Source organism: Specibacter sp. NPDC078692 (assembly GCF_040686835.1).
Lineage (GTDB): Bacteria > Actinomycetota > Actinomycetes > Actinomycetales > Micrococcaceae > Specibacter.
This window is the reverse complement of sequence record NZ_JBFBLV010000028.1, coordinates 1-17,385: the sequence shown is the minus strand read 5'-3', so window position 1 is coordinate 17,385 and position 17,385 is coordinate 1. Positions and strand designations below refer to the sequence as shown.

Below are 17,385 nucleotides of genomic sequence, written 5' to 3'. Positions count from 1 at the left end.
AGCAAGAAGACATGACATATAACTTTGGCAGCACAGCGTTTGGCAAAACTGCCGGCAACCTGCCCACCAGCCGCTACGTACTCCCTCAGTTCGAGGAGCGCACACCGTACGGCTTCAAGCGCCAGGATCCGTACACCAAGCTCTTCGAAGACCGCATCATCTTCCTCGGTGTTCAGGTTGACGACGCCTCGGCCGATGACGTCATGGCCCAGCTGCTTGTGCTGGAAGCCGACGACACCGACCGCGACATCACCTTGTACATCAACTCTCCCGGCGGATCGTTCACGGCCATGACGGCTATTTACGACACGATGCAGTTCATTCGCCCCGAGATTCAGACTGTCTGCCTGGGCCAGGCTGCTTCCGCAGCAGCTGTGCTCTTGGCAGCCGGTGCTCCGGGCAAGCGTCTGGCCCTGCCGAACGCCCGCGTTTTGATCCACCAGCCGGCACTCTCCGGCGGCCAGGGTGGCCAGGCTTCTGACCTGGAAATCCAGGCCAATGAGGTCATGCGTATGCGTGAGTGGTTGGAGAACACCCTCGCCGACCTTTCCGGCCGCACACCGGAGCAGGTCAGCAATGACATTGAGCGCGATAACATCCTCACCGCCGCTCAGGCCAAGGAATACGGTCTGATCGATGAAGTGCTGGCACCGCGCAAGATGAAGCCGGTAGCGATCACCCGCTAGGCAATCTGAAGTACCTGCCGGAACAAGGGAATTAATCCCTTGTTCCGGCGTTTGCTTTCCACCCAATGTCAGTACCTTGGCTTAGAGTGGATGGTAATTCGAAGGACGTTTCCGGCACCTGCTGTGGAATGAAGAAGTAGTAGAGGTAACACCGCTACCAGCGGGTTATTCGTGGAAGGACACGCCAATGGCCAGGATGGGCGAAAGCACCGATCTGCTGAAGTGTTCCTTCTGTGGAAAGAGTCAGAAACAAGTCCGCAAGCTCATTGCCGGACCCGGTGTCTACATCTGTGATGAGTGCATTGAACTGTGCAACGAGATCATCGATGAGGAACTCTCTGAGGTCGCGGATCTAGACGCTTTTGAACTGCCCAAGCCGCGGGAAATCTTCGACTTCCTGCAGGAATACGTCATTGGCCAGGAGCCCGCCAAGCGCTCATTGGCTGTTGCCGTCTACAACCACTACAAGCGCATCCAGTCCGGGCATGCCGTTAAGAGCACCACCATTTCCGGCGGCGTCCACGACGAGGTGGAAATCGCAAAGTCCAACATCTTGCTCGTTGGCCCCACCGGTTGTGGCAAGACCTACTTGGCGCAGACGCTTGCCCGTCGCCTAAATGTCCCGTTCGCCGTGGCAGACGCCACCGCCTTAACCGAGGCCGGCTATGTGGGCGAGGACGTGGAAAACATTCTGCTCAAGCTCATCCAGGCCGCAGACTTTGACATTAAAAAGGCCGAGCAGGGCATCATTTACATTGACGAGATTGATAAGATCTCGCGCAAGTCTGAGAATCCCTCCATTACCCGTGACGTGTCCGGTGAGGGCGTGCAGCAGGCGCTGCTGAAGATCCTGGAAGGAACCGTAGCATCGGTGCCGCCGCAGGGTGGGCGCAAGCATCCGCATCAGGAATTCATTCAGATTGACACCACCAATGTGCTCTTCATTGTGGCTGGCGCGTTTGCCGGCCTGGAAGAAATCATCGGCTCCCGCGCGGGCAAGAAGGGCATCGGCTTCGGGGCCCCGCTCAGTGCCCTGAAGAAGAACGAGGCTAGCTACGCCGATGTCATGCCGGAGGACCTGCTGAAGTTTGGGCTCATCCCCGAGTTCATTGGCCGCCTGCCCGTCATCACCACTGTCACCCAGCTGGACCGGACGGCCTTGATCCAGATCCTCACCGAGCCGAAGAACGCTCTGGTGAAGCAGTACCAAAAGATGTTCACGCTCGACGGCGTTGAGCTTGAGTTTGATGATGAGGCGCTGACGGCAATTGCCGAGCTTGCCCTAGACCGGGGGACCGGTGCCCGAGGCCTACGCGCCATCTTGGAAGAAGTGCTCCAGCCCGTCATGTTTGATCTGCCCAGCCGTGAAGATATCGCCACCGTAGTGATCACGGCAGAGGTAGTGGCTAAGCAGGCCGAGCCCACCTTGATCCCCCACGAGGTCGTGGCCAAGCGCAGGAACAAGTCAGCGTAACTGCAGCTGCCAGCTGTCCTGCCCGGAATAGTTTTTAGGCTGGCTCCGTTGGAAATAATGAAGGGCTTTGGCCCGCTCAGTTGCTGGAATCCATGCTCTACCAAGGAGATTTTTACGTGTCTGAAAGCACTTTGACTGCACCCGAAACGGCCGATTTCTGGTTTGACCCCACCTGCCCCTTTGCCTGGGTTACCTCGCGATGGATCGGTGAAGTGGAGCAGGTCCGCAGCATCACGGTCAACTGGCATGTCATGAGTCTGGCAGTGCTCAATGAGAATAACGCGGATATTCCGGCAGATTACAGAGAGCGCCTGGCAAAGGCTTGGGGTCCTGTCCGCGTCATCATTGCTGCCGTCCAAGAACACGGTGAAAAAGTCATCAAACCCTTGTATGACGCCATGGGCACGCAGATCCACAACAACGGAAACAAGGACATTGCCGACGTCATCGCCAAGTCCTTGGCCGAAACAGGTCTGCCGGCAGAACTGGCAGCTGCCGCAAACACCGACGCCTATGACGTAGCCTTGCGGGCCAGCCACAGCGAAGGCATCTCCAAGGTTGGCCAGGATGTCGGTACGCCGATCGTAGCTTTCGACGGCACGGCCTTCTTTGGCCCTGTCATCACCCGAATCCCGCGCGGCGAGGAAGCCGGTAAGCTCTGGGACGCCACAGTGACACTGGCCAGCTTCCCGTACTTCTTCGAGATCAAGCGCAGCCGCACCGAAGACCCGCAGTTCGGCTAAACACCTGTCAAGTGGACATGGCATTTGTGTCCCGTCCGTTGCCTGGCTAGCTCGCAACTTGTACGCCTGAGGGCAGGTGGAAAAGTTTCTCAAAAAACTTCTCCACCTGCCCTTGCCTGTGTCCGGCCACAGGCGCATACTTGTTCTTACCCAATCCGCCAAGGAAAGGGCTGGTAGAAACTAAAAAAATTCAGTGACTGAACCTATGATCATTGAGCACTGCTTCGGCGGGACGCTCGTAAAGGTTCGTTAGCACCGGTGACGCGGTGACTGTCCTGAAAATCGTTAGCATCCACCAGACCGCGTTCGTCACACGCGGCATGAAAGTCGAAGCCCCACCGACGGCAATAAGCCGATGGGGCTTCCCCTTTGCCCAAAGGTAGAAGCAGCAGTTCACCTAGTCTTCACCGTGCTGTTCCTGCAACGGCCCGTGGTGGCAACCTCAACCCGTCACGGTTAAAACGTGAAGATTGCCATCATAGCTGAGTCATTCTTGCCGGAAATGAACGGGGTCACCCATTCACTCCTGAAAATCCTCCAATACTTGGACGCGCGCGGTGACGACGTCCTGGTCATCGCCCCATCGAGCACGCAAGCAGTACCCGCGGTGGTTGAAGGCGCAAGGGTCAGGCGACTGCCCGCCGTCCCGCTGGCCGGGTACCCAAACATTCGGGTAGCCCTCGGCGGGGTGCGCCGAATCAAGACCCTTCTGGCAGAGTTCGAACCGGACGTGGTCCATCTAGCTTCTCCCTTTGTGCTCGGCTGGAGGGCCGTCCGAGCAGCTGCTGCCCTGGGGATCCCGAGCGTCGCGATCTACCAAACCGATGTGCCCGGATATGCCGGCAAATACGGTCTTCCCTACCTAGAAAACTGGGCGTGGCAGCGTGTGGAACGCATCCACACCACGGCGACCACAACACTGGCACCATCTACGGATTCCGTGCACAAACTGCGCGGCCAAGGGATTCCGCGCGTGGAACTGTGGCGCCGAGGCGTGGACACCGATCGTTTCCACCCCGACAAGCGCAGTATTGCCTTCCGAAACAAGGTCGCCCCCAACAGCACCAAGATTATTGGTTACGTGGGCCGGCTCGCGTTGGAGAAGCAGGTGCAGGACCTGTCCGTGCTGGCCGATATCCCCGATACCACCGTTGTCATCGTCGGGGAAGGCCCGCAGCGGGCAGCGCTGGAAGCGGCCCTGCCGCGGGCTCACTTCACCGGTTTTCTTGGCGGCGAGGACCTCGCGAGCGCCATGGCCTCCTTCGATCTCTTTGTCCACCCGGGCGAGTTGGAGACCTTCTGTCAGACCATTCAGGAAGCCATGGCGTCGGGGGTCCCCGTGGTCGCAACGGGTCGTGGTGGGCCCGTCGATTTGGTCGACTCGTCCCACACGGGCTGGCTCTACACACCGGGGAACTTGAACGAGTTGCGCGAGTACGCCCTAGACCTCATGGGTGATGATGCCAAACGCGCAGCATTTAGCGCAGCCGCCTTCGCTCAAGTGCAGGGTCGCAGCTGGTCCGTTGTGGTGGATCAACTCATGGAACATTACCGTCACGCCATAGCCGCGGGTGCTGCTGTGCCCGCCGAACTCAGAGGAACAAAATGAAGGTTTCAGTCATTGGTGCCGGCTACCTGGGCACCGTTCACGCCGCCACATTGGCCGCCATGGGGCACGAGGTTATCGGGCTAGACACCGACGCTGCCAGGATCGCCCAGCTGGCCGCGGGCATCACCCCGTTCCATGAACCCGGTCTGGAAAAGCTTCTGCAAGAAGGGCACGACGGCGGCCGCCTCACCTTCACCACGGACCCGGCACAGGTGGCTGAAGCTCATGTGCACTTCCTGTGCGTGGGCACACCCCAGTCCAAGACAGGAAACGAAAGTGATCTGAGCTTCCTGATGGCAGCAGTGTCATCACTGATTCCGTATCTGCGCCCCGACGCAGTGGTCGTGGGGAAATCGACTGTACCCGTTGGAACCGCGGCCAGGATCCAAGAGATGCTCGTTGGCACGGAGGCAGTGCTGGCATGGAACCCCGAGTTCCTGCGTCAGGGTAGCGCCGTCCAAGACTCCCTGATCCCGGACCGGATTGTCTACGGCGCCCAAGATGGGACCGCTGGGGCCCAAGGGGCTGCCGCCCTAGACGCCGTCTACGCTCCGCTGCTGGCACGCGGTACACCGCGCATCATCACCAACTTCGCCACAGCGGAACTGATCAAAGTATCCGCCAACGCGTTCTTGGCTTTGAAGCTTTCCTACATCAACGCAGTGGGTGAGTTTTGCGAAGAGGCTGGGGCCGACGTCGTGCAATTAGCGCAGGCTCTGGGGCATGATGAACGCATAGGTGGCAGATATTTTCAGGCCGGTGTGGGCTTTGGTGGCGGCTGTCTGCCCAAGGATTTGCGCTCCTTCCGCGCCCAGGCACAAGCGCACGGTGTGGAATCGCTCGATGAGATGTTTTCTCTCGTTGATGGCGTGAATGCCGATGCGCGGTATCGCGTGGCCGAAACCGGTGTGCGTTTGTTGGGTGGTTCGGTCAAGGGACGGGCCATCACTGTTCTGGGCGCCTCCTTCAAGCCGCACACCGATGACATTCGGGATTCCCCTGCACTGGATGTGGCCTCCCAGCTGGCAAACCAAGGGGCCAGGGTAACCGTGACTGATCCGCAGGCAGTGGAAACTGCGTGGCTCCAATACCCGCAGCTGACGTTTGAAAGCGACCTTGAGAGGGCCTTGGCAGGCGCAGAATTGGTTCTGCTCTTGACTCCCTGGCCCGAGTTCCTCGCCCTCGACCCGGCCAACACGGCTGCCCTTGTGCAGCGACCCGTCATGCTGGATGGTCGCAATGCCTTGGATGGTGCGCAGTGGCGCGACGCCGGATGGGACTACCACGGTGTGGGCCGGGCCACGGAGGCAAGCGGGGCCGTTTCAGCCCGGACGCCGCGGCCGCAGGCAGCGCTCTAGGAGCCGTGGAGAACAGCATCCCGGGCAGATATGTCGCGTTGGGGGACTCCTTCACGGAAGGGGTCGGCGATAGCAATAGGCACCTGCCCAATGGGGTCAAGGGTTGGGCAGATCGCGTGGCAGAGGCGCTTGCCCACGATACGCCTGGCTGGGAGTACGCGAACCTAGCTATCCGCAGCAAACGGCTACGCCACATTGTCGCCGAGCAGATCGAAGCAGCAATCGCCATGGAGCCGACGCTGATTACGCTGTATGCCGGTGGCAATGACGTCATGGACGTGGGCACCTCGATCACTCAGATCCTGGAGCACTACGAATTTTTGGTGTCACAGTTGGCCGGATCCGGGGCCACCCTGTTGCTCTTCACCGGCTACGACGTGGAAGTCTCCCCGCTGCTGACCCCGCTCCGTCGAAAGAACCACGCCTACAACGCGGGCATCAAGGAGATCGCGGCAAAGTATGGGGCCACCGTGGTGGATTATGCCGCGTTGGACGCCTACGCAAACCCGCGCATGTGGTGCTCGGACCGGCTCCACATGTCTAAACGTGGGCACAAGTACCTGGCCGCCCATGTGCTGGAGATCTTGGAAGTCTCACATTCGATCATGCTCAAGGAGAAAAAGCTCCCACCCACGCCCACATGGAAACAGCGCGGTCACGGGCATTATCTGTGGGTCAGAGAGTGGGTGGTACCCCTGATCGGTCGAAAAATTCGGGGCACCACCTTGGGCGATTCGCTTGCGCCGCGGTGGCCTCAGCCCGTCCGCGTCCCGCCCAAGAAAGGCCTCAAGAAGTTGGCCCAGAAGGTCAACCACTGATGCAAAAAGGAACGCTGCACCACCAAAAAGTGATGCAGCGTTCCTGATCGCGGCTGAGCCTGATTCCGGCTGAGCCTGGTCCGGCGCTATTGCTTAAGCCTGGACGGGCTCCTCAGCGGGCGCCAGTACGACGTCGGACACGGTCAGTTCGCCCTCGCCCACGGCAACCGTGAGTTCCAGCGCATTGGCGGCGGCCCTGAGGTCGCCCAAACCGGCCCTCAACTGAGCTGCCTCAACTTCGCTAGCTGTCACAGTCGCGGCGAGCACCTGAGTGCGCTGCTTGACCTTGGCCTCGGACTTGGCCTTACGGATCCCGCTCAAAGCATCCCCGACCGTCGCGAGCAAGGAGGTGTCGCCGTCGTCCACGCCAACAGCGGCGGGCCACGGTGCGCGGTGCACCGAACCCGTACGCCACCAGCCCCACACTTCCTCCGTTGCGAAGGGCAGGAAGGGTGCGAACAAGCGCAGCAGCGAATCAAGGGTGGTGGCCAGGGCGGCCAGCACCGAAGCCTGGCCCTCTTCGCCGGAGGCACCGTAGGCGCGATCCTTGATCAGCTCAACGTAGTCGTCGGTGAAGTGCCAGAAGAAACTCTCGGTGATCTGCAAAGCACGGGCGTAATCGTACTTTTCAAACGCAGCCGTAGATGCAACAACAACCTCGGAGAGCTGGGCCAGCAGGCCACGGTCCAGCGGATTGGTGAGCACAGCGGTGTCGGCTGCGAGCACATTGGCTTCCGTGGCGCCCAAGTTCAGCACGAACTTGGAGGCGTTCAGGAGCTTGATGGCCAGACGACGGCCAATCTTCATCTGCGCAATCTCGTACGCCGTGTCGGCACCAAGCTTGGCGGAGGCGGCCCAGTAGCGGACGGCGTCGGCGCCAAAGTCGTTGAGCACATCGGTGGGGACCACCACGTTGCCCTTGGACTTGGACATCTTCTTGCGGTCCGGGTCAAGGATCCAACCGGAGATCGCTGCGTGCTTCCACGGTGCGCTGCCCTGCAGAGCGTCGGCGCGCACTGCGGAGGAGAACAGCCAGGTGCGGATAATGTCGTGGCCCTGGGGACGCAAATCGAACGGGTAGACCTTGGAAAACAGGTCCTCATCAACGCCCCAGCCGCCCACAATCTGCGGCGTCAGCGAGGAGGTGGCCCAGGTGTCCAGTACATCGGCGTCGCCCACGAAACCGCCGGCAACATTGCGCTGATCCTCGGTGTAGCCCGGAGCAACATCTGCTGCGGGGTCAACCGGCAGCATCTCGGTGCTGGGCAGGATCGGGTGATCATAATCCGGGTTAGCGTCGGCATCCAACGGGTACCAGACGGGAACCGGCACGCCGAAGAAGCGCTGGCGTGAAACCAGCCAGTCACCGTTCAAGCCGGAGATCCAGTTGTCAAAGCGCGAACGCATGAACGCGGGGTGAAATTCAATTTCCTTGCCGCGGTTGATCAGGCGTTCGCGGCGTTCCTCGTCGCGGCCACCGTTGCGGATGTACCACTGGCGAGAGGAGACAATCTCCAAGGGCTTGTCACCCTTTTCAAAGAAGTTCACGGGGTGCATGATCTTCTTGGCTTCGCCATCCATCAGCTCGGCCTCGCCCAGCATCGCAATGACGCTTTCCTTGGCGCTGAAAACGGTCTTGCCGGCGATGGCTGCGTAGTTGGCGCGGCCTTCCTCGGTGGTGATCCACTCAGGAGTTTCACCCAGGATACGACCGTCACGGCCCACAATGGCGCGGGTGGGCAGCTGCAGTTCACGCCACCAGATAACGTCTGTCAAGTCACCGAAGGTGCAGACCATGGCAATGCCGGAGCCCTTGTCAGCCTTGGCGAGGGCGTGCGGACGGACCTCCACCTCAACACCGAACAAAGGTGAGGTGACCTTCTTGCCGAACAGCGGCTTGTAGCGCTCATCATCCGGGTTAGCCACCAGCGCCGAGCACGCTGCCAGCAGTTCCGGACGCGTGGTCTCAATGTAAATCTTGGTGCCGTCTTCGGCGAAGAACGGGTAGCGGTAGTACGCGCCCGGCATTTCGCGGTCTTCCAGCTCTGCCTGCGCAACAGCCGTGCGGAAGGTGACATCCCACAGGGTGGGAGCCTCGGCCATGTAGGCGTCGCCGGCGTTCAGGTTCTCCAAGAAGCCGCGCTGCGAAACTGCCCGTGAATGATCATCGATGGTGCGGTACGTCAGCGCCCAGTCAACAGAGAGGCCCAAAGTCTGGAAAAGGTGCTCGAAAACCTTCTCGTCCTCAACAGCCAGCTCTTCACACAGTTCAATGAAGTTCTTGCGGGAAATGACATCCCAGTCGCGCTGGTTCTTAGCCGGCGTGGCCGGGGGACGGTAGCCCTCAACATAGGAGAACTTCGGATCGCAACGCACACCGTAGAAGTTCTGCACACGGCGCTCGGTGGGCAGACCGTTGTCATCCCAACCCATGGGGTAGAAGACGTTCTTGCCGTTCATACGCTGGAAGCGGGCCAGCACATCGGTCTGCGTGTAGGAGAACATGTGACCCACATGCAGGGAGCCCGACGCCGTCGGCGGGGGAGTGTCAATCGAGTACACCTGCTCCCGTGTGGTCTCACGGTCAAACTTGTAGGTGCCCTCTGCCAGCCAGCGCTTGGTCAGAGACTCTTCCAGTCCCTCCAAAACGGGCTTGTCGGGAACGTTGCTTGTGGTGGGTGCGGGCGTGTCTGTGCCCGGAATGTTTTCAGCCATGGAGCAATTCTTTCATGAGTTGCCATGGAACCCAGATTCGTCCCTTAATGGGCAGGTGATGATTCCTCTTCAAGCAAGCACCCTGTGGCAGGCGGCCGCGCTGGAATATGCCCAGATTCAGCCTGAACCAGAGAGCGCCGAGTACGCCGCGCACACCCTGCTTCTGGGCGGTCGGCTCGCCGTGTTTCGCCAAGCCAAGACCACGCCCACCAAGCTGGGCCAGTTCGTCACGCTGTGGCAGCGTTCCTTGGAAGGGCCTATCCGCCCCTTTGACACGGACGACGGCGTTGAACTGTTCATCATCCACGCCGGCCTGGGCACGGGGCTGGGCCAGTTCGTGTTCCCCCTTGCCGTTTTGGCTCGCCACGGGGTGGTGTCAATTGATGGCAAGGGAGGCAAACGCGCCATGCGGGTTTATCCGCCAGAGGTAGTGACCACCAGCGCGCAGGCTCAGCGGACTCAGAAATGGCAGTGCGAGTACTTTCTGCCGATGGATGCGCCCGCGGCCCGGGTGTTGGAGCTGTACGCGGCCTGATTGGGCGTGCCCGCCTGAATGACTTCACACATACGCAGAACTGGTTGCTACTGGTGCGTCTAGATGCTCATACGCACCAGTAACAACGAGTGGTGCGTATGTGTTCAGGGAACTTCACGTACACGCACCACTGGCGTTGAGTGGTGCGTATGTGTTCAGGGAACCGGCAGCCCGGGCCCCTGACGCCCCCACGCACCGGGGCTATGATGCAAATATGGGCACAATCAGGATTTTGCGTGTTTATGAGGAGCCGGACCCGGGGGAGTACCGCGTCCTCGTCGACAGGCTCTGGCCCCGGGGCGTCAAGAAGGACAAAGTGGACCTCTGGCTCAAAGAAGTCGCTCCCAGCACAGAGGTACGCAACGCCTTCGGCCATGTGCCGGAACACTTCACGACCTTTCAACACGACTACACAGCGGAGCTGGAGCACAATCCGGCCGTCGCAGAGCTGCGGGAAGTCATCAAAGACCGCGAAAAAGTGGTGCTGCTCTACGGGGCCAAGGACCACCATGAAAACCAGGCCGCCGTGCTGCTCGACTTCCTGAATGCGGCCCCATAGCGGCTACATTTGTTCCATGGCTGAAAACACTTCCAAGAATGCAATTGTCACCGGCGCTAGCTCCGGAATCGGTGCCGCCACAGTCCGTCAACTCCGTAGCAACGGCTGGAACGTGATTGCCGTAGCCCGACGCGAGGACCGTCTGGTTCAGCTGGCCCAAGAAACTGGCGCCCTACCGTTCACCGCCGACGTCACCGTGAGTGAGGACATCGAGCGGCTGCATGCCTTCGCTAGCGAAACATTCAAATCAGCAGGCGGTGTGGACACCGTGATCAACATTGCCGGTGGCGCTCGCGGTGTGGACAGTGTGGCCCACGCCAAGGAGGAGGATTGGCAGTGGATGTTCCAAGTCAACGTGCTCGGCACCTTGAATGTCCTCAAGGCCTTCCTTCCAGACTTACGCGACCACGGCTTCGGCACGGTGCTAAACCTGACCTCCACCGCTGGGCACACAGCGTATGAGGGCGGCGCCGGCTACAACGCGGCCAAGTTCGGCCAGCACGCACTGACCGGAGCCCTGCGTTTGGAGGAAGCCGAGCACAACATCCGCGTCATCGAGGTGGCCCCCGGAATGGTGCACACCAATGAGTTCACCGTTAACCGGCTCGGCGGCAACCAAGAAGCCGCAGAGAAGGTCTACCAAGGTGTTGAGAAACCACTGACTGCGGAGGACGTGGCAGAGGTGGTGGCATACGCCGTCGGGCTTCCCCATCACATCAACCTGGACCAGATCGTCATGCGTCCGGTGGCCCAGGCGGCAGCACACAAGGTAATTCGCCGCTAGCCGACTCTGCCCCGCATTGACAGTGAGCTTTGGTCGCTTAGAACGCTCAAAGCAGCCTTTTCCCCCGGGTCGATGAAGGGCGGGTCGGTGAAGGGCGGGCGGTGAAGGCCGCTCCAGTCCTAGCCCCGCGCAAGTATCCGGTAGAATGAGGAACAAAGCTTCGACCCGGCTATCACCGGTGAGCTTCCGGAAGAACGCCGCGCGCCCCGCAAAGCAAGTAGAACCGGACGGGTAAGCCCGTCACAGCAGCTAATGAGCGGCCGCACCAGCGCCCTCGACGCAAGTCGAAAGGCGAAGGGACGGTAAGCGAGGTGGTACCGCGGCGCAAGCCGTCCTTGCATCCTGAACCTGAACACCCACAACCAGGATGATGTGATGACCCACTTCCCGAAGGCCTCTGCCGCCGCCGGCCTCCACGCCGAATCCAAGCACGTTCCCTCCTCCGTGAATTTCCCGAAGGTGGAAGAACTCGTCCTGAAGTACTGGGACGAAGACGGCACTTTCCAGGCCAGCATTGATGCCCGGGATGCCGGTGAAGATGGGTCAAACGAGTTCGTCTTCTACGACGGCCCTCCCTTCGCCAACGGCCTGCCGCACTACGGCCACCTGCTCACGGGCTACGTCAAGGACCTGGTAGCCCGTTACCAGACCCAGCGCGGCCACCGCGTGGAGCGCCGCTTCGGCTGGGACACCCACGGCCTGCCCGCTGAGCTGGAAGCCATGAAGCAGCTGGGCATGACGGACAAGGCCCAGATCGAGGCCATGGGCATCGACAAGTTCAACGACGCCTGCCGCTCCTCCGTCATGAAGTACGCCGGCGAATGGCAGGAATACGTCACCCGCCAGGCCCGCTGGGTGGACTTCGACAACGACTACAAGACGCTCAACGTCGAGTACATGGAGTCCGTCCTCTGGGCCTTCAAGCAGCTCCACTCCAAGGGGCTCACGTACAACGGCTACCGTGTGCTGCCGTACTGCTGGAAGGATGAGACGCCCCTTTCCAACCACGAGCTGCGCATGGATGACGACGTCTACAAGGACCGTCAGGACCAGACAGTCACCGTCACCTTCCCCATCCTGACTGGCGAATCGGCCATCTCGCAGGAGTTGGCCGGCGTCGCTGCCATCGCCTGGACCACCACGCCCTGGACCCTGCCCACCAACCAGGCCCTTGCCGTGGGACCTGCGGTGAGCTACGCCGTTGTGCCTGTTGGCCCCAATGGGGTCACTCTGGGCGCCACGGCCGGGAAGTTCCTGCTCGCCGCGGACCTCGTTGCCGCGCACGCCAAGGACTTGGGGTACGACGACGGTGCTGCCGCGACTGCCGCTGTCACCGCCAGCTACACGGGTGCCCAGCTTGAAGGCCTCAAGTATGAGCCCCTGTGGGACTACTTTGCCGACGACGAGAAGTACGGCACCGCTAAGTCCTGGCAGTTCCTGCTGGCCGATTACGTCACCACCACCGACGGTACCGGAATCGTCCACCAGGCTCCGGCCTACGGTGAAGAGGACCAGAAGGTCTGCGAGGCGTACGGCATCCCCGTTGTCCTCTCGATCGATGAGGGCGCCAAGTTCCTGCCCCTGTTTGCGAACGGCCCGTTGAGTGAGATCGCTGGCGTGCAGGTCTTTGACGCCAACAAGACCATCACGCGCGTCGTGAAGGACGCCGGCCGCCTGGTCCGCCAGGCCAGCTACGTGCACAGCTACCCGCATTGCTGGCGCTGCCGCACACCCCTGATCTACCGTGCCGTTTCCTCCTGGTATGTGGAAGTCACCGCGTTCAAGGACCGCATGGTGGAGCTGAACCAGGACATCAACTGGATCCCCGGCAACGTCAAGGACGGCCAGTTCGGCAAGTGGATTGCCAACGCCCGCGACTGGTCCATCTCCCGCAACCGCTACTGGGGTTCCCCCATCCCGGTGTGGCAGTCCGACGACCCCGAATACCCGCGCACCGACGTCTACGGTTCCCTGGCCGAGATGCAGGCCGACTTTGGCCGCCTGCCCCTGAACAAGGAAGGCGCAGTGGACCTGCACCGCCCGTTCATCGACGAGCTGACCCGCCCCAACCCGGATGACCCCACCGGCAAGTCCACCATGCGCCGCGTGGAAGATGTGCTCGATGTCTGGTTCGATTCCGGCTCCATGCCGTACGGCCAGGTCCACTACCCGTTCGAGAACGAGGACTGGTTCAACACCCATAACCCGGCCGACTTCATCGTCGAGTACATCGGCCAGACCCGCGGCTGGTTCTACATGCTGCATGTGCTCTCCACGGCACTCTTTGACCGCCCGGCGTTCAAGAACGTCATCAGCCACGGCATCGTCCTGGGCTCCGACGGGCAGAAGATGTCCAAGTCCCTGCGCAACTACCCGGATGTTTCCGAGGTGCTGGACCGCGACGGCGCCGACGCCATGCGCTGGTTCCTGATGGCCAGCCCCATCCTGCGCGGTGGCAACCTGGTGGTCACCGAACAGGGCATCCGCGAGGGTGTCCGCCAGGTCATCCTGCCGCTGTGGAACGTTTACAGCTTCTTCACCCTCTACGCGAATACCGCCAACGAGGGCAAGGGCTACGATGCCAAGCTGCGCTACGACGACTACTCCGACCCCATGGACCAGTACCTGATGGCCAACACCGGCGACCTGGTGCGCGAGGTGGAAGCCAAGCTCAACGAGTATGACGTCTCCGCCGCCTGCGACTCCCTGCGCAGCTACTTCGACATGCTCACCAACTGGTACGTCCGCCGCAGCCGCAACCGCTTCTTTGACGAGAACGTGGACGCCTTCGACGCGCTCTACACGGCACTGGAAACAGTGTGCCGCGTCGGCGCATCCCTGCTGCCGCTGGTCACCGAGGAAGTCTGGCGCGGTCTCACCGGTGGGCGCTCCGTGCACCTGACCGACTGGCCCAACGCCGACCTGTTCCTGCCTAATGCGGACTTGGCTGAAGGCATGGACCGAGTACGCCAGATTTGTTCCATCGGTTCGAGTTTGCGCAAGGCTGCCAACCTGCGGGTGCGTCAGCCTCTGCAGGAATTGACCGTCGTCACATCCAACTTCAACCTGAGTGTTGCCGCTGACATCGTTAAGGACGAACTCAATATCCGCAATGTTCGCTTCGTTGATGCCACTGTCGCTTCCCCGGAAGAGTTCGGCATCTCCCAGAAGCTCGTGGTCAACGCCCGTGCCGCTGGACCCCGCCTGGGCAAGAACGTCCAGCTCGCCATCAAGGGCTCCAAGTCCGGCGATTGGTCCGTCACCGATGGTGTCGTCACGGCCGGCGGACTGACCTTGGAAGAGTCCGAGTACACGCTGGAGACAGTTGTTGCCGACGCGGCCGACGGCGGCAAGAGTGCCGTTGCGATGTTGCCCGGTGGCGGCTTCGTGGTGCTCAACACCGAGTTGACCCCCGAGCTCGAGGCTGAGGGTACGGCTCGCGATATGGTCCGTGCCATCCAGCAGGCACGTAAAGACACCGGCCTGCAGGTCAGCGACCGGATTCGCACCATCATCAGCGCCCCGCAGGACATCATCGACGCCCTGCATGCCAACGCTGAATTGGTCAAGAGTGAAACCCTGACACTGAAGCTTGAACTCATCCCCGGTGACGTTGAAACCACCATCACAGTTGAACGGACAGTGTCTTAGATGACTGCTAACCACGACGAATTCTCGGTGGAGAGCGTATACGCCGAACTCTTGGGCCGCGCCCCGGAGAACAAGATGGAACCGCGTCTGGCTCCCTTGGTCCGTGCCATGGATATTTTGGGTGACCCCAACAAGGCGTTCCCCATCATCCACATCACCGGAACCAACGGAAAAACCTCCACGGCACGCATGATCGAATGTGGCCTGCTGGCTCACGATCTGCGCACGGGCCGTTACACCAGCCCGCACCTGACGAAGGTCACCGAACGCATTAGCGTTGACGGGGCTCCCGTCAGCGACGAGACGTTTGTGCGGATCTGGGACGAAATCCGCCCCTACCTCGAGATTGTCGACGCCGAACTCGAAGCAGCGGGCGAAAACCGCCTGACGTACTTCGAGTGCCTGACCATCCTCGCCTTCGCGATCTTTGCCGATCAGCCGGTAGATGTAGCCGTCATGGAAGTCGGCTTGGGCGGCATCACCGATGCCACCAATGTGGGAGATGGCCAAGTTGCTGTCATCACCCCCATCTCCCTCGACCACACCGAGCTGTTGGGTGACACCACCGGCCTCATCGCGGAGGAGAAAGCTGGCATCATCAAGGAAGGCGCGTTCGTCATCAGCGCCGCCCAGCCACAGGATGCTGCCCAGGTCATCCTCGAAAAAGCCCGCGAAAAGCATGCCGACTTCCGCTTTGAAGGGGTGGAGTTCGGTGTGGAATCACGCACAGTTGCCGTGGGTGGGCAACAGCTGGACCTGCAGGGTCTGGCCGGCCGCTACCCGGGGATCTTGCTCCCGCTGCACGGTGAACACCAAGCCCAGAATGCCGCCGTCGCACTTGCGGCATTGGAAGCATTCTTGGGCGGGGGAGAGAAGGAACTCAACCACGAGCTGGTCCAGGAAGGCTTCGCCGCCGCCACCTCACCCGGCCGTCTTGAGGTCATGCGCACCTCGCCCACCATCGTGGTCGATGCTGCGCACAACCCGGCAGGCATTGCCGCCAGCGCCGCCGCACTGCAGGAGTCCTTTGCCTTCAGCAAGCTCGTGGTGGTTCTGGGTGTCCTAGTCGAAAAGGACGCCGAGGAAATCCTGAACTCCCTCAAGGAAGCGTACGGGGATGAAGCGCAGGAATTGTGCCTGACCCAGTCCAACTCCCCGCGTGCCATCCCGGCCGCGGAACTGGCCGAACTCGCCGTCGACCTAGGCTGGGATGAGGAAGACGTTCACATTGCCGAGAAGCTCGACGACGCCATCGAGTGGGCCGTTGAACGCGCCGAAGCCAACAATGACCTCGCCGGCGGCGTCTTGATCACCGGCTCCATCACCCTGGTGGGCGAGGCCCGGATCCTCTTGGGCCGCCCCGGCGAAAAGGAAGGCGCCTGACATGGCAAAACTGACTAAGGCCCAGCGCGAATGGCGGCCTAATACGCCCAAGAAGTTGCGCTCCACGAAGACCATGTTCGCCTCGGTGGTGCTGATGCTCGAGGCCTTCGTGGCATTGTTCTTGGGCCTGGCACTGTTCGGCCTCAAGGACAAGAACCCGGCTTATCTCATCGCTGCCGCCGTATTGGCTGTGCTGCTGATCCTCGCCTGCGGTGTGGTCCGCAAGACCTGGGGCGTAGCCTTTGGTTGGATCCTGCAACTGCTGCTGATCGCCGGCGGTTTCTGGGAGCCCTCCATGTTCGTAGTGGGCGTGCTCTTCGCGGTCGCCTGGTGGTATGCCCTGTTCGGCGGTGCCAAGATTGATCGTGAGAACGCTGTCCGGGCCAAGGCTCAGGCCGAGTGGGATGCAGCCCATCCCGCAGAGTCTGCACCGGAAGAACCTGCCCCGGACGAGCCGTCCAAGTAAGCTGTTATTGATCGTCCTTTTTATCTAGTTATTGGAGTTATCTGTGAGCATTGAGCGCACTCTTGTCCTTGTGAAGCCCGACGGCGTGGCACGCAACCTCTCCGGTGCCGTGTTGGCCCGCATCGAAGCCAAGGGCTACACCCTGGCTGAGCTGAAGAAGGTCACCCCCACCCGCGAGCAGCTGCAGGCACATTACGAGGAGCACGTGGGCAAGCCCTTCTACGAGCCTCTGGTTGAGTTCATGCTCTCCGGCCCGGTTGTTGCCGCGATCTTCGAGGGCCACCGCGTCATCGAAGGCTTCCGCGCACTGGCTGGCACCACCGATCCCACCACCGCCGCTCCGGGCACCATCCGTGGCGACTTCGGTCGCGACTGGGGCCTGAAGGTGCAGCAAAACCTGGTCCACGGCTCAGACTCCGTAGAGTCCGCCGAGCGTGAGATCGGCATCTGGTTCGCCTAGTCCCCACTCGCCGGCCCAGTAAATCGCTGGCACGATTTCCCGGGAACCTGGTGCGTGAAGAGCCTGGTGCGCAGGGTGTGCATGATCCGTTGGCCCATTTTGGTGGTCATCCACGTCTGCACCACGCCGATCAGGGCGGTGGCG

At 61.2% G+C, this 17,385-nt stretch carries 14 protein-coding genes; 13 read left to right on the top strand and 1 reads right to left on the bottom strand.

The features are described from left to right. Positions 1-11 precede the first annotated feature (11 nt). The 6 genes from AB0O97_RS16305 to AB0O97_RS16280 all read left to right on the top strand — a co-directional run bounded on the left by AB0O97_RS16305 (position 12) and on the right by AB0O97_RS16280 (position 6,688). On the top strand, positions 12-686 hold the full coding sequence (locus AB0O97_RS16305; RefSeq protein WP_363840095.1) for an ATP-dependent Clp protease proteolytic subunit: 675 nt from the start codon (positions 12-14) through the stop codon (positions 684-686). Between the two features lie 187 nt (positions 687-873). Next, entirely contained in the window at positions 874-2,160 is a 1,287-nt protein-coding gene (gene clpX, locus AB0O97_RS16300; RefSeq protein WP_363884045.1) for an ATP-dependent Clp protease ATP-binding subunit ClpX, read from the top strand. Between the two features lie 116 nt (positions 2,161-2,276). Further along, positions 2,277-2,903: a DsbA family protein gene (locus AB0O97_RS16295; protein WP_363884043.1), complete on the top strand. Its 627-nt coding sequence runs from the start codon at positions 2,277-2,279 to the stop codon at positions 2,901-2,903. A gap of 463 nt (positions 2,904-3,366) precedes the next feature. Beyond that, positions 3,367-4,512, top strand: coding sequence for a glycosyltransferase family 1 protein (locus tag AB0O97_RS16290; RefSeq protein WP_363884041.1), 1,146 nt, complete (start codon positions 3,367-3,369; stop codon positions 4,510-4,512). Further along, the gene (locus AB0O97_RS16285; RefSeq protein ID WP_363840085.1) at positions 4,509-5,870 is read left to right on the top strand and encodes a UDP-glucose/GDP-mannose dehydrogenase family protein; all 1,362 of its coding nucleotides are present in this window, start codon (positions 4,509-4,511) and stop codon (positions 5,868-5,870) included. Before AB0O97_RS16290 ends, AB0O97_RS16285 begins: the two co-directional genes overlap by 4 nt. A 5-nt stretch (positions 5,871-5,875) precedes the next feature. Further along, positions 5,876-6,688 carry an SGNH/GDSL hydrolase family protein gene (locus AB0O97_RS16280; protein WP_363840082.1) on the top strand — a complete coding sequence of 271 codons (813 nt, stop codon included), beginning with the start codon at positions 5,876-5,878 and terminating at the stop codon, positions 6,686-6,688. Between the two features lie 93 nt (positions 6,689-6,781). Here AB0O97_RS16280 and valS read toward each other — a convergent pair whose 3' ends face one another. After that, positions 6,782-9,403: a valine--tRNA ligase gene (valS, locus tag AB0O97_RS16275; protein ID WP_363884039.1), complete on the bottom strand. Its 2,622-nt coding sequence runs from the start codon at positions 9,401-9,403 to the stop codon at positions 6,782-6,784. 58 nt (positions 9,404-9,461) lie between these two features. On the opposite strand from valS, the gene AB0O97_RS16270 reads away from it, so the two are divergent. The 7 genes from AB0O97_RS16270 (at position 9,462) to ndk (ending at position 17,241) form a co-directional block, all read left to right on the top strand. Continuing rightward, the gene (locus tag AB0O97_RS16270; RefSeq protein ID WP_363884096.1) at positions 9,462-9,938 is read left to right on the top strand and encodes a MepB family protein; all 477 of its coding nucleotides are present in this window, start codon (positions 9,462-9,464) and stop codon (positions 9,936-9,938) included. Positions 9,939-10,152: 214 nt separating this feature from the next. Continuing rightward, complete coding sequence (locus AB0O97_RS16265; RefSeq protein ID WP_363840073.1) at positions 10,153-10,497, top strand: DUF488 family protein; 345 nt, start codon at positions 10,153-10,155, stop codon at positions 10,495-10,497. A 16-nt stretch (positions 10,498-10,513) separates the two neighbouring features. Then, positions 10,514-11,281, top strand: a complete 768-nt coding sequence (locus AB0O97_RS16260) for an SDR family oxidoreductase (RefSeq protein ID WP_363884037.1) — start codon at positions 10,514-10,516, stop codon at positions 11,279-11,281. 375 nt (positions 11,282-11,656) lie between these two features. After that, positions 11,657-14,932, top strand: a complete 3,276-nt coding sequence (gene ileS, locus AB0O97_RS16255; RefSeq protein ID WP_363884035.1) for an isoleucine--tRNA ligase — start codon at positions 11,657-11,659, stop codon at positions 14,930-14,932. Beyond that, positions 14,933-16,315, top strand: coding sequence for a Mur ligase family protein (locus AB0O97_RS16250; protein ID WP_363884033.1), 1,383 nt, complete (start codon positions 14,933-14,935; stop codon positions 16,313-16,315). A gap of 1 nt (position 16,316) precedes the next feature. Next, complete coding sequence (locus AB0O97_RS16245) at positions 16,317-16,781, top strand: DUF4233 domain-containing protein (RefSeq protein WP_363840061.1); 465 nt, start codon at positions 16,317-16,319, stop codon at positions 16,779-16,781. 43 nt (positions 16,782-16,824) lie between these two features. After that, entirely contained in the window at positions 16,825-17,241 is a 417-nt protein-coding gene (gene ndk, locus AB0O97_RS16240; protein WP_363840058.1) for a nucleoside-diphosphate kinase, read from the top strand. The last annotated feature ends 144 nt before the right edge of the window (positions 17,242-17,385 follow it).